Source organism: Rathayibacter sp. AY1G1 (assembly GCF_002932095.1).
GTDB lineage: Bacteria > Actinomycetota > Actinomycetes > Actinomycetales > Microbacteriaceae > Rathayibacter.
Genome location: NZ_PSUZ01000011.1, coordinates 79,760 through 91,874, shown reverse-complemented (window position 1 = coordinate 91,874; position 12,115 = coordinate 79,760). Strand labels below are relative to the sequence as shown.

Below are 12,115 nucleotides of genomic sequence, written 5' to 3'. Positions count from 1 at the left end.
ATCAGGTGCTGGCTCGGATCGGGTGCCGGCTCAGATCAGGTACTGGCTCAGACCGCGCGGGATGTACGCCCCGTCGCCCTTCGTGCCGACGTAGGAGCCGTCGTCGACGACGACCCTGCCGCGGGAGATCACCGTGTCGACGTGGCCGTCGATCTCGAAGCCCTCCCAGGCCGAGTAGTCCATGTTCATGTGGTGGCTTCGGCCCTCGCCGATCCCGATCGAGGTGTGCCCGCTCGGGTCGTAGACGACGACGTCGCCGTCGGCCCCGGGCTGGATGACGCCCTTCCTCCCGTACATCCCGAACATCCGCGCAGGGGTGGTCGAGGTGAGCTCGACCCAGCGCGGCAGGGAGATCTGCCCCGACACCACGCCCTGGTACATCAGGTCCATCCGGTGCTCCACCGAGCCGATGCCGTTGGGGATCTTCGAGAAGTCGCCGATCCCCATGTCCTTCTGGCCCTTCATGCAGAAGGGGCAGTGGTCGGTCGAGACCATCTGGATGTCGTTGGTGCGCAGCGACTGCCACATGTGGTGCTGATGCCCCTCCGCCTTCGAGCGCAGCGGCGTGGAGCACACCCACTTCGCGCCCTCGAAGCCCGGCGCGCCGAGCTGCTCCTCGAGCGAGAGGTAGAGGTACTGCGGGCAGGTCTCGCCGAAGACGTTCATGCCGCGGTCGCGGGCCTGCGCGATCTGCTCCACCGCCTGCTTCGCGGAGACATGGACCACGTACAGCGGCGCGCCGGTGAGGTCGGCGATCATGATCGCCCGGTGCGTCGCCTCCTCCTCCGCCTGCCAGGGGCGAGAGGTGCCGTGGAAGTACGGCGCGGTGTTCCCGGCGGCGAGGGTCTGCTTCACCAGTTCGTCGATGAGGGCGCCGTTCTCGGCGTGCATCATCATCATCGCGCCGTTCTCCGCGCCCTTCTGGAACGCCCGGAGGATCTGCCCGTCGTCCGAGAGGAACACGCCCTTGTAGGCCATGAACAGCTTGAAGCTGGTCACCCCCTCGCGCATCAGCTCGTCCATCGCGACGAGCGAGGAGTCCTGCACGTCCGAGAGGATCTGGTGGAAGCCGTAGTCGATCGCGCAGTTGCCGGCCGCCTTCTCCTGCCACGCCTGGAACCGGTCGACGACGCTCTCGCCCGGGTACTGCACCACGAAGTCCACGATCGACGTCGTGCCGCCCCAGGCCGCGGCGCGCGTGCCGGTCTCGAAGGTGTCCGAGGCGGAGGTGCCGCCGAACGGCATCTCCATGTGCGTGTGCGCGTCGATCCCGCCCGGGATGACGTACTTGCCGCTCGCGTCGATCACCCGGTCGACGTGGGCAGTCAGGTCGAAGCCCAGCAGCGTGGAGCCGGGGGCGAGGACGGCGGCGATGGTCTCGCCGTCGATCAGGACGTCTGCGGCTCCGGTGCCGGTCGCGTTGACGACCGTCCCGCCGGTGATGAGGGTCTTCATCGGTCTTCCCCGTCTCGGTCTGCGGTCACGGCTTCGGAATGCTGGTGTACGACTCCGGCCGGCGGTCCCGGTAGAACTGCCAGTCGTCGCGCATCTCCTGCACCATGTCCATCTCGAGGTCGCGGATCAGGATCTCCTCGGTCTCGCCCGAGCCCCGCTCGCCGACGAACTCCCCCCGCGGATCGATGATCTGGCTGGTGCCGTAGAAGTCGACCGCGAGGTCGCCGTACTCGTTGTCCTCCCGGCCGACGCGGTTGGGCTGCAGCACGAAGTAGCCGTTCGCCACCGCGGCCGCCGGGCCCTCGACCTCCCAGAGGCGGTTCGACAGGCCGGGCTTGGTGGCGTTGGGGTTGAAGACGAGGTGAGCGCCGTTCAGGCCCAGCTCCCGCCAGCCCTCCGGGAAGTGGCGGTCGTAGCAGATGTGGACGCCGACCTTGCCGACGGCGGTGTCGAAGACCGGGTAGCCGAGGTTCCCGGGCCGGAAGTAGAACTTCTCCCAGAAGCGGTCCAGGTGCGGGATGTGGTGCTTGCGGTACTTGCCGAGGATCGTCCCGTCGGCGTCGACCACGACCGCGGTGTTGTAGTAGACGCCGGTCTGCTCCTCCTCGTAGATCGGGAGGATCATCACCACGCCCAGCTCCTTCGCGAGGGCCGCGAAGCGCTGCACGATCGGCCCGTCGGCGGGCTCGGCGTAGCGGTAGTACTTCTTGTCCTGGGTGATGCCGAAGTACGGGCCGTAGAACAGCTCCTGGAAGCAGACGATCTGCGCGCCGTCGGCTGCGGCGTCCCGGGCCATCCGCTCGTGCTTGTCGAGCATCGACTCCTTGTCGCCGGTCCAGGTCGTCTGGGTGATCGCTGCGCGGACGATGGTCATCGGTACCTCCATGCTCGGGCGTCCCTGTCCGGCTCCGGTGTGCTCCGCCAGGCGGTGCGGAGCCGGGGACGTGGACCCACTGTGGTCCCCGCCGGGCCCGAAGGCAATGACGGACCGTCCGGCTCCGGGGACAGGGCTTCATCGTCGGGGTTCGACGTTTCCCCGGTGTTTCCGGCGCGGATCCGCAGCATTAAGGCTCGCCGGGGGAGGAATCCGTCGGTGCCGCTAGCGTGGGCGGATGCGCATCACGATCCTGGCCGGAGGCGTCGGCGGCGCCCGCTTCACCTCGGCGGTCCGCGAGCACCTCCGCGATCTCGAGGCCGCCGGCGGCGAGGCGAGCGAGATCACCGTCGTCGTCAACACCGGCGACGACATGTGGCTCACCGGCCTCAAGGTCTGCCCCGACCTCGACTCGATCACCTACGCGCTCGGCGGAGTGAACGACACGGAGCGCGGCTGGGGGCGGGCCGGCGAGAGCGAGCGGGTTTCGGCCGAGCTCACCGCCTTCGGTGTCGGCTGGCCGTGGTTCACCCTGGGCGACCTCGACCTCGGCACCCACATCGCCCGCAGCTCGATGCTGCGCGACGGCCTCACCCTCTCGGAGGCGACCGCCCGGATCATCGCCCGCTGGCCGCTGGGGGTCCGCCTGCTGCCGATGTCGGACCAGGACGTCGAGACCCACGTCGAGGTCGAGCTCCCCGGCGAGGGCGTGCGGCTCCTCCACTTCGAGGAGTGGTGGGTGCGGCTGCGCGCGTCCGCGCCCGCCCGCCGGTTCGTCCAGCAGGGGGTGGAGAGCGCCCGCCCCGCCCCGGGCGTGCTGGAGGCGATCGCCGACACCGACGCGGTGCTCGTCGCCCCCTCCAATCCCGTCGTCTCGATCGGCACGATCCTCGGCGTCCCCGGGATCGCGGACGCCCTCCGCCGGACCTCCGCACCCGTCGTGGGCGTCTCCCCCGTCATCGGAGGCGCGGTGGTGCGCGGCATGGCCGACGCCTGCCTCGCCGCGATCGGCGTCGAGACCTCCGCCGAGGCCGTCGGCCGGCACTACGGAGCCCGGAGCGGGGGCGGCCTCCTCGACGCCTGGCTCGTCGGCGAGGAGGACGCGGACGCGGTCCCGGCGCTCGAGTCGGCGGGGCTCCGCGCCCGCTCCGTGCCGCTCTGGCTGACCGGCCGGGACACCTCCGTGCGGCTCGCCGCCGACGCTCTCGCCGCCGCGAGGGGCTGAGCGGAGCCTCCTCCCGGGGCCGCGCACCGCGTGTCGCAGCGCGGATGCGGTCACGCCTCCCACGGGGCGCCCCGTTCCCTTGTACGGTCGGAGGCGGACGAACTCCCCGATTCACCCCCGCATCGGATCCGGAGCCCCTCGGTCGCGCGCCCGACCGCGTCCTCACCACGTCTCCGAGCCCTGCGGAACCGCGTGCCGTCCCGTCAGGAGGACACCATGGAGCCCAGCTCGAGGATCAGCACCGAGCGGATCGAGCCCGACATCGTGGTGATCCGCCCCGTCGGCCGGCTCGACCTGTCCACGGCGTGGGAGCTCGAAGCGGTCCTCCAGCGCGCGCTCGAGGCGGGAGAGGTCCGCGTGGTCGTCGACCTGGCGGCCGTCGAGTTCCTCGACTCGTCCGGGCTCGGCGTCCTCGTCGCCGGACTCAAGGAGGCGCGGAAGGCGGGCGGCGAGCTGCGCGTGGCCGCCGCCGGCGAGCAGCCCGCCATGGTGCTCGGCCTGTCCAACCTCGACCGCCTGCTCGGGAGCGCCGAGACCGTCGAGGAGGCCTACCGTGCCTGAGCGCTCCTTCGTCGTGCGCACGCCGCCCGAGGACGGCGTCACCGCCGTCCACGAGGCGCTCGAGGAGCTGTGGCTCGAGGAGCCGGGCGTCGCGCCGGTCGACCGGATGTCGTTCGAGACCGCGCTGGTCGAGCTGACCTCGAACATCGTCCAGCACGCCCGGTCGTACCGGCACATCATCTGCCTGGTCGAGATCCGCGTCGACGCGACCGAGCTGCGCGCCTCGCTCAACGACTCCGCCGAGGAGGCGCCCGCCGAGGTCGCCGATCCCCGCGACATGCCGGACGAGTGGGACGAGGCAGGCCGCGGGATCCCGTTCATCCACGCCCTCGTCACCGAGTTCTCCTACCGCCGTGTCGACGGGCAGAACCTCTGGGCACTCGCCCGGACCCGCACGTGAGCGAGCCGACCGAGCGCGCCCGCCTCGCCGCGATCGCCGAGCTCGGGATCGGCCTGAGCACCCCCCAGGAGCGCTTCGACAGGATCACCCGCATCGCCCGCCGGCTCCTGCGCGTCCCCCTCGCCGAGATCAACATCCTCGAGGAGTCGACGCAGTTCACGAAGTCGCCCCAGCGCTCGGCGCGGGCGAGCAGGATGCTGCGCGCCGACTCGATGTGCGACGTCACGGTCCAGCAGGGCGACATCCTCGTCGTCGAGGACGCCACCGCCGATCCGCGGTTCGCCGACCGCGGAGTCGTCACCGGATCCCCTCACGTGCGCTTCTACGCGGGCCGCCCGCTCGTCGTGGGGGACGGCCTCCGCGTCGGCACGATCTGCATCATCGACAGCGAGGTGCGCGGCTTCTCGGAGGAGGAGCGCGAGATCCTCGAGGACCTCGGCCGGTGGGCGGAGCGGGAGCTGCGCGAGATCGCCTTCTCCGGACGCGCGAGCGAGACGCAGGAGCGGCTCCGGCCCCCGCGCCTCGACCTCGGCGAGTGGAGCCTCGACTCGCTGACCACGCCGCTGCACGACGTCGCCGGCGACTACACGGCGTGGCGTCGCAGCGGGGACGATCTCTCCCTCGAGCTGGTCGACGTGATGGGCAAGGGGGTGTCGGCGGCGATCGTCGCCTCCGCGATCCGCTCCGCGTTCCAGGCGCGGCCGGAGCTCCCTCCCGCGGCAGCCGTCGAGGCCGTCAACCGCCAGCTCCTGCCCGACCTGACCGCGACCGGGATGTTCGCGACCGCGCTGATCGCCCGGGTCGACCTCGCGAGCGGCGCCGTCGCGTTCGTGGACAGCGGCCACGGCCTCACCCTCCTGCTGCGCGCCGACGGCACCACGGAGCGGCTCGCCTCCACCGGCGTCCCGCTCGGCATCGCCGCCGACGTCTCCTGGGAGGAGGAGCAGCGCGTGCTCGCCCCCGGCGACGCGCTCTTCTCCTGCAGCGACGGCCTGCTCGACGTCTTCGGCGGGCGCCTCGACGCGCTCGACCGTCTCGCCGAGCTGGTGCGGAGCAACGACGACCCCGCTCTCTTCGAGCGTCTGCATGCTCTCGCAGACGACGCGCACGACGATGTGACAGCGTTGGTGCTGCGGCGCTCCGCAGCGCCCGCCCCCTCCTGATCCTGATCGAAAGGACCTCCCCCATGCCTGGTGCACTCGTCCTCGCCGGCGGCGGCCTCGCCGGAATCGCCTGGGAGCTCGGCGTCCTCCGCGGCCTCGCAGACGCCTCCCCCGAGGCGGCCCGCCTCCTGCTCGATCCGTCGACGACCTTCATCGGCACCTCCGCGGGCTCCGCGGTCGCCGCGCAGCTGAGCACCGGCACCGGCCTCGACGAGTCGTACGAGGCCCAGCTCCAGGAGGAGTCCGCCGAGATCGGAGCGGACGTCGACGGTGAGCGCCTCCAGGCCCTCTTCGCCGCGGCCGTCGAGGGCGCGACCTCGCCCCAGGACGCGCGGCGCCGCATCGGCACCCTCGCGCTCGAGGCCGAGACGCTCCCCGAGGACACCCGCCGGGCCGTCATCTCGGCCCGCGTGGGCGACGCCGACTGGCCCGAGCAGCGTCTGCTCATCACCGCGGTCGACACGGCCACCGGTGAGCTGCGCGTGTTCGACCGCGAGAGCGGTGTCGGCCTCGTCGACGCGATCTCCGCCAGCTGCGCCGTCCCCGGGGTCTGGCCTCCCGTCAGCATCGACGGCGTCCGCTACATGGACGGCGGCGTCCGCTCCGGCAGCAACGCCGACCTCGCCGCGGGAGCCGACTGGGTCCTGATCGTCACTCCGCTGCCCGGAGTCGGCACGCCCGGCGCGGGCCTGATCCCGACCGGCGAGCTCGACGCCCTCGCGGACTCGCGGGTCGAGGTGGTCTACGCCGACGAGGAGTCGGTGCGCGCCTTCGGCCCGAACTCGCTCGACCCGGCCGTCCGCGCCGCCTCCGCCCGCGCCGGACGTGCTCAGGGCGCCCGGCTCGCCTCGCGGATCGCCGCGCTGGTCGGCGCCGAGTAGCCGGTCTCAGCGCCGCACGCTGTAGCGCGTGAAGACCGTGCCGTCGGCGAAGCGGTGCTCCTCGCGCAGGTCGAGGCGCGCATGGAACCCGCACGGGAGGAAGTGGGTCCCGCCGCCCACCGCCACCGGCACCGTGTAGACCTGCACCTCGTCGACGATCCCGGCGAGCAGCGCGTGCCGGGCGAGGGTCGGCCCGCCGATCGAGACGTCGTGGTCGGCGGCGCTGACCTGCGCGGCGACGACGACCGGGTCGAACCCGCCCTGGACGCGGGTGCGGCGGGTCTCGGCCGACTCCAGCGTCGTCGAGTACACGACCTTGTCGGCCGCCCGCCACATCTCCTGGAAGTCGCGGATGAACGCGAACTCCTCCGCCAGTGCCCAGGTCTGCTCCCACGCGCGCATGACCTCGTACATGCGCCGCCCGTACAGGTACGTGCGCACCCGCCCCTCGCGCTCCGTGATGAAGCGGTGCACGGCGGGTCGCGGCTCCGCCCAGGCGAATCCGCCGTCCGCGTCGTTCACGTAGCCGTCGAGCGACGCGATCGAGCTGTAGATGAGCGCGCCCACGTCGGCCTCTCTCCGTGGCCGGCTTCGGGACCGCCCACGGGCGCGACCGTAGGCCTCCCGCCTCCGTCCGGCAATGTCCGCCGGGGCCTCTGGCGCGGATCGACGGGTCGCCGCTGCTCCTGGTGGCGCTCCCGGCGGTCGGCGCCCCCTCCCGGACCGCGTACCGTGGTCGTGCCGCAGGGAGCGGCCGTGAAGGGTTCAGGATGAAGATCAGCCAGCTGCGCCACTTCGTGGCGGTCGCCGAGGAGCTGCACTTCGTGCGCGCCGCCGAGCGCCTCGGCATCTCGCGGCAGAAGCTCGACTCCTCCGTCGCCGCCGTCGAGCTCGACCTCGGCAAGCCGCTCTTCGAGCCCGGTGCCGCCGCCACGACCCTCACCGCGGCCGGGCGGCAGCGCCTCGCCTCGGCCCGCGAGGAGCTCGCCGCGCTCGGCGACGAGCCGGAGGCGGCCCCGAAGTCGGGAGGCAAGGCCAAGGCCTCCAAGGGGACCGGGCGCGCCCCGATCGTCAAGGGCCAGCCGAAGCCCTACAAGCGCCGCCAGTCCCGCTGACGCGCAGCGTCCGATCGACGGAGGTGGTGGGCCCTACCGGGCTCGAACCGATGACATCCACGGTGTAAACGTGGCGCTCTACCAACTGAGCTAAAGGCCCCCGTCGCGGGAGCACCCGCGGACGATCGACTCGATCCTACGGCAGGCGGAGCGGCCCCCTGCGGGCACTAGCCTCGGCACATGACCGCCGACAGCGACTCCCGCGCGAGGCGGCGCGCCGAGAGCCGCTGGCCCGCCTCCGCCGCGATCCTGGTGGCCGTCGCACTGAACGTGGCCGGCCACAGCGCCGACACCTCGGTGGTCCGCCTCGTCGCCGCCGGCATCACGCTCGCGCTGCTCGTGCCGCTGTTCGTCGTGAACCCGCACCGACTCGACAGCGAGACGCGCTGGTCGCGCGGGGTCTCCATCGCCCTGGCGGTCGTGCTCGCCGTGGCGAACCAGGTGAACGTGGTCGCCGTGGTGATCGACCTCGTCGACGGGACGGCCGACGGCCCGCCGCTGCTGCTCACCGCACTCCAGGTCTGGGTCACCAACGTCGTCGCGTACGCGCTGCTGTTCTGGGAGCTCGACCGCGGCGGTCCGGTCGCCCGCGGAACGCTTCCCCGCACCGAGCTGCCGGCGGCCGACTTCGCCTTCCCGCAGGACACCTACCGCGACACCGCGCCCGAGGTCGCCGCGACCTCCTCCGAGCGCGCCGACTGGCGGCCCGGCTTCGTGGACTACCTCTCGGTGTCGACGACGAACACCATGGCGTTCAGCCCGACCGACACGATGCCGCTGTCGAGCCGGATGAAGCTCCTGATGATCGCCGAGGCGTTCACCGGATTCGTCCTGCTGGCCCTCGTGATCTCGCGGGCCGTCAACATCCTCAGCTGACGACCGGGGCGGTCCGCCTCCGGAGGGTCAGACGTGCGCGGGGGCGAGCGCGTCGATCGCGGCGCGGTAGGCGTCGATCGAGCGAGGCTCGCCCGGGGCGGTCATGAACGTGTCCCGGATGACGCCGGCCTTGTCGATGAGGAAGGTCGCGCGGGTCGCGTAGCCCTTCGCCTCGGTGAACACGCCGTACTGCTTGGCGACGTCGCCGTGCGGCCAGAAGTCGGAGAGGAGCGTGAAGTCGTAGCCCTGCTTCTCGCCCCAGGCGCGCAGCGTGTGCTTGGAGTCGACCGAGATGCCGATCAGCTCCACGTCGGCGTGCTCGAAGAGGGAGAGGTTCTCGCGCAGCGCGCAGAACTCGCCCGTGCAGGTGCCGGAGAAGGCGAGGGGGAAGAACACCAGGGCGACGTTGCGCCGCCCGTGGAAGTCGCCCAGCTGGATGCGCTCGCCGTACTGGTTCGCGAGTTCGAAGTCGGGAGCCAGGGTCAGCTTCTCGAGAGCCATCGGTCCGATGTCCTTCCGTGCGCACGAGAGTCGCGCGAGCACGAGGGGCAATGCTAGACCCGCTCCGCGCAGACTCCAAGGAACGGCCCGTCTCCCCCGATCACGGGCCGGTCGACGCGTCCCGTCTGGCGCTCTCCTACAGTCGTCGGCGCACATCCCTCGTGGATCACCACAGTGCGATTCCAGGTTCGGGGCACGGGAATCGCTAGGCTGACGGAGGTGCCCGCGCGCGGCTCGTCATCCGAGCCCCGGATCCGCGGATCCGCACCGCTTCATGAGAGTGATGTCTCGGGCACGATCTGCCCCCAGAGAGAGGTCGAGGGTGACTGTTAACGATCAGGACCCGTATTCCGTCGGTCACGTGGACTCGGACCCCGAGGAAACGTCGGAGTGGAACGAGTCGCTCGATGCGCTCGTCGAGGAGCGGGGCCGGGGTCGCGGGCGCGACGTCATGCTCAGCCTCCTCAAGCGCTCCAAGGAGCTCCACCTCGGCGTGCCGATGGTGCCCACCACGGACTACATCAACACCATCGCGCCCGAGAACGAGCCCGACTTCCCGGGCGACGAGGACGTCGAGCGCCGCTACCGCGCGTGGATCCGCTGGAACGCGGCCATCCTCGTGCACCGCGCGCAGCGTCCCGGCATCGGGGTCGGCGGCCACATCTCGACGTACGCGTCGAGCGCCTCGCTGTACGAGGTCGGCTTCAACCACTTCTTCCGCGGTCAGGACCACCCGGGCGGCGGCGACCAGGTCTTCATCCAGGGCCACGCCTCCCCCGGCCCGTACGCGCGCGCCTTCCTCGAGGGACGCCTGAGCGAGCACCAGCTCGACGGATTCCGCCAGGAGAAGTCGCACCGGGGCGGCGGGCTCTCCAGCTACCCGCACCCGCGGCTCATGCCGGAGTTCTGGCAGTTCCCGACCGTCTCGATGGGCCTCGGCCCGATCAACGCGATCTACCAGGCGCAGGCGAACAAGTACCTCACCAACCGCGGCATCAAGGACGCCTCCGACCAGCAGGTCTGGGCGTTCCTCGGCGACGGCGAGATGGACGAGGTCGAGTCGCGCGGTCAGCTCCAGGTCGCCGCGAACGACGGCCTCGACAACCTGAACTTCATCGTCAACTGCAACCTCCAGCGCCTCGACGGACCCGTCCGCGGCAACGGCAAGATCGTGCAGGAGCTCGAGTCGTACTTCCGCGGCGCGGGCTGGAACGTCATCAAGCTCATCTGGGGCCGCGAGTGGGACGACCTGCTCGCCCGCGACACCGAGGGCGCGCTGCTCGACCTGATGAACAAGACGCCCGACGGCGACTTCCAGACCTACAAGACGGAGGACGGCGCCTACGTCCGCGAGAACTTCTTCGGCCGCGACCCGCGCGCCAAGAAGCTCGTCGAGGGCTACTCCGACGAGCAGATCTGGGGCCTGCGCCGCGGCGGCCACGACTACCGCAAGATCTACGCGGCCATGAAGGCCGCGACGGAGCACAAGGGCCAGCCCACCGTCATCCTCGCCCACACCATCAAGGGCTACGGTCTCGGCCGCAGCTTCGAGGGCCGCAACGCGACCCACCAGATGAAGAAGATGACGCTGGACAACCTCAAGTCGTTCCGCGACACCATGCGCATCCCGATCACGGACGCGCAGCTCGAGGAGAACCCCTACCTCCCGCCGTACTACCACCCCGGTCAGAACGACGAGGCGATCGAGTACCTGCAGGAGCGCCGCCGCGCGCTCGGCGGCTACCTCCCCGAGCGCCGCTCGAAGTACACGCAGCTGAACCTCCCCGAGGACTCGGCGTACGCGGTCGGCAAGAAGGGCTCCGGGACGCAGGAGATCGCCACCACCATGGCGTTCGTCCGCATCCTCAAGGACATCCTCCGGTCGAAGGACTTCGGCAACCGCGTCGTCCCGATCATCCCGGACGAGGCGCGCACCTTCGGCATGGACGCGTTCTTCCCGAACGCGAAGATCTACAACCCGCGCGGCCAGCACTACACGTCGGTCGACCGCGAGCTCCTCCTGGCCTACAAGGAGAGCCCGCAGGGTCAGATCCTCCACGTCGGCATCAACGAGGCGGGCGCCCTCGCGGCGTTCACCGCGATCGGCACCTCGTACTCGACGCAGGGCGAGCCGCTCATCCCGGTCTACGTCTTCTACTCGATGTTCGGGTTCCAGCGCACGGGCGACGCGATCTGGGCGGCCGGCGACATGATGTCGCGCGGCTTCATGATCGGCGCCACCGCAGGACGCACCACGCTGACCGGCGAGGGCCTCCAGCACGCGGACGGGCACTCCCCGATCCTCGCGGCGACCAACCCCGCCGTCGTGAGCTACGACCCGGCCTACGGGTACGAGATCGCGCACATCGTGCAGTCCGGTCTCGAGCGCATGTACGGCGGGAAGCACACCGACCCGAACGTCATGTACTACATCACGGTCTACAACGAGCCGATCGTGCAGCCGAAGGAGCCGGAGGACGTCGACGTCGAGGGCATCGTCCGCGGCATCCACCGCATCTCCTGGGGCCAGTGGGACGGGCCGAAGGCCCAGCTCCTCGCCTCGGGCGTCGCGGTGCCGTGGGCGATCGAGGCGCAGAAGCTCCTCGCCGAGGACTGGGGCGTCTCGGCGGACGTCTGGTCGGTCACCTCGTGGAACGAGCTGCGCCGCGACGGCATCAAGGCCGAGCAGCACAACTTCCTCCACCCCGAGGACGCCGAGCAGGTGCCGTACGTGACGCAGAAGCTGGCCGACGCGAAGGGCCCCTTCGTCGCCGTCTCGGACTTCTCGCACCAGGTCCCCGACCAGCTGCGCCAGTTCATCCCGGGCGACTTCGCGACGCTCGGCGCGGACGACTTCGGCTTCTCGGACACCCGTGCGGCGGCGCGGCGCTACTTCCAGATCGACGGCCCCTCGGTCGTCGTGCGGACGCTGCAGCTGCTCGCCAAGCGCGGCGAGGTCGACCCCTCGCTCGCCGTCCAGGCGATCGAGAAGTACCGCCTCCTCGACGTCAACGCCGGCACCACCGGCAACGCGGGCGGCGAGAGCTGACGGACGAGTCCGTGC

At 71.1% G+C, this 12,115-nt stretch carries 12 protein-coding genes and 1 tRNA gene; 8 read left to right on the top strand and 5 right to left on the bottom strand.

What is annotated here, in order from left to right:
* Positions 1 to 30: 30 nt before the first annotated feature.
* On the bottom strand, positions 31 to 1,455 hold the full coding sequence (gene hydA / locus C5C36_RS08060; protein ID WP_104309542.1) for a dihydropyrimidinase: 1,425 nt from the start codon (positions 1,453 to 1,455) through the stop codon (positions 31 to 33).
* A 25-nt stretch (positions 1,456 to 1,480) separates the two neighbouring features.
* Positions 1,481 to 2,329, bottom strand: a complete 849-nt coding sequence (locus C5C36_RS08055; RefSeq protein ID WP_104309541.1) for a nitrilase-related carbon-nitrogen hydrolase — start codon at positions 2,327 to 2,329, stop codon at positions 1,481 to 1,483.
* Between the two features lie 238 nt (positions 2,330 to 2,567).
* On the opposite strand from C5C36_RS08055, the gene cofD reads away from it, so the two are divergent.
* From cofD to C5C36_RS08030, 5 genes are all read left to right on the top strand, one after another.
* Positions 2,568 to 3,554, top strand: a complete 987-nt coding sequence (gene cofD / locus C5C36_RS08050; protein WP_104309540.1) for a 2-phospho-L-lactate transferase — start codon at positions 2,568 to 2,570, stop codon at positions 3,552 to 3,554.
* A gap of 216 nt (positions 3,555 to 3,770) precedes the next feature.
* The gene (locus tag C5C36_RS08045; protein WP_104223474.1) at positions 3,771 to 4,115 is read left to right on the top strand and encodes an STAS domain-containing protein; all 345 of its coding nucleotides are present in this window, start codon (positions 3,771 to 3,773) and stop codon (positions 4,113 to 4,115) included.
* Entirely contained in the window at positions 4,108 to 4,515 is a 408-nt protein-coding gene (locus tag C5C36_RS08040; RefSeq protein ID WP_104223473.1) for an ATP-binding protein, read from the top strand. The genes C5C36_RS08045 and C5C36_RS08040 overlap by 8 nt, the downstream gene beginning before the upstream one ends.
* Positions 4,512 to 5,678 (top strand): PP2C family protein-serine/threonine phosphatase, encoded by a 1,167-nt coding sequence (locus C5C36_RS08035; protein WP_181133792.1) that lies wholly within the window; start codon positions 4,512 to 4,514, stop codon positions 5,676 to 5,678. The genes C5C36_RS08040 and C5C36_RS08035 overlap by 4 nt, the downstream gene beginning before the upstream one ends.
* A gap of 23 nt (positions 5,679 to 5,701) precedes the next feature.
* Entirely contained in the window at positions 5,702 to 6,559 is an 858-nt protein-coding gene (locus C5C36_RS08030; protein WP_104309538.1) for a patatin-like phospholipase family protein, read from the top strand.
* A gap of 6 nt (positions 6,560 to 6,565) precedes the next feature.
* Here the strand turns inward: C5C36_RS08030 and C5C36_RS08025 are convergent, their stop codons facing one another.
* Positions 6,566 to 7,126, bottom strand: coding sequence for a dihydrofolate reductase family protein (locus tag C5C36_RS08025; RefSeq protein ID WP_104309537.1), 561 nt, complete (start codon positions 7,124 to 7,126; stop codon positions 6,566 to 6,568).
* A gap of 203 nt (positions 7,127 to 7,329) precedes the next feature.
* On the opposite strand from C5C36_RS08025, the gene C5C36_RS08020 reads away from it, so the two are divergent.
* A complete protein-coding gene (locus tag C5C36_RS08020) occupies positions 7,330 to 7,674 on the top strand; it encodes a LysR family transcriptional regulator (protein ID WP_104223469.1) in 345 nt (114 codons plus the stop codon).
* 24 nt (positions 7,675 to 7,698) lie between these two features.
* Here the strand turns inward: C5C36_RS08020 and C5C36_RS08015 are convergent.
* Positions 7,699 to 7,774: transfer RNA gene (locus tag C5C36_RS08015), tRNA-Val, on the bottom strand.
* A gap of 80 nt (positions 7,775 to 7,854) precedes the next feature.
* Here C5C36_RS08015 and C5C36_RS08010 point away from each other — a divergent pair.
* Positions 7,855 to 8,550, top strand: a complete 696-nt coding sequence (locus tag C5C36_RS08010; protein WP_104226669.1) for a hypothetical protein — start codon at positions 7,855 to 7,857, stop codon at positions 8,548 to 8,550.
* A gap of 27 nt (positions 8,551 to 8,577) precedes the next feature.
* Here the strand turns inward: C5C36_RS08010 and C5C36_RS08005 are convergent, their stop codons facing one another.
* Positions 8,578 to 9,051 (bottom strand): peroxiredoxin, encoded by a 474-nt coding sequence (locus tag C5C36_RS08005; protein WP_104238203.1) that lies wholly within the window; start codon positions 9,049 to 9,051, stop codon positions 8,578 to 8,580.
* A 322-nt stretch (positions 9,052 to 9,373) separates the two neighbouring features.
* Between C5C36_RS08005 and aceE the strand changes: the two genes are divergently transcribed.
* The gene (gene aceE / locus C5C36_RS08000; protein ID WP_104247522.1) at positions 9,374 to 12,100 is read left to right on the top strand and encodes a pyruvate dehydrogenase (acetyl-transferring), homodimeric type; all 2,727 of its coding nucleotides are present in this window, start codon (positions 9,374 to 9,376) and stop codon (positions 12,098 to 12,100) included.
* The last annotated feature ends 15 nt before the right edge of the window (positions 12,101 to 12,115 follow it).

Coding starts and splice junctions, on each gene's coding strand:
- hydA (WP_104309542.1), bottom strand. CDS start 1,455: ATGAAGACCCTCATCACCGGCGGGACGGTCGTCAACGCGACCGGCACC.
- cofD (WP_104309540.1), top strand. CDS start 2,568: ATGCGCATCACGATCCTGGCCGGAGGCGTCGGCGGCGCCCGCTTCACC.
- C5C36_RS08020 (WP_104223469.1), top strand. CDS start 7,330: ATGAAGATCAGCCAGCTGCGCCACTTCGTGGCGGTCGCCGAGGAGCTG.
- C5C36_RS08005 (WP_104238203.1), bottom strand. CDS start 9,051: ATGGCTCTCGAGAAGCTGACCCTGGCTCCCGACTTCGAACTCGCGAAC.
- C5C36_RS08045 (WP_104223474.1), top strand. CDS start 3,771: ATGGAGCCCAGCTCGAGGATCAGCACCGAGCGGATCGAGCCCGACATC.
- C5C36_RS08010 (WP_104226669.1), top strand. CDS start 7,855: ATGACCGCCGACAGCGACTCCCGCGCGAGGCGGCGCGCCGAGAGCCGC.
- C5C36_RS08055 (WP_104309541.1), bottom strand. CDS start 2,329: ATGACCATCGTCCGCGCAGCGATCACCCAGACGACCTGGACCGGCGAC.
- C5C36_RS08030 (WP_104309538.1), top strand. CDS start 5,702: ATGCCTGGTGCACTCGTCCTCGCCGGCGGCGGCCTCGCCGGAATCGCC.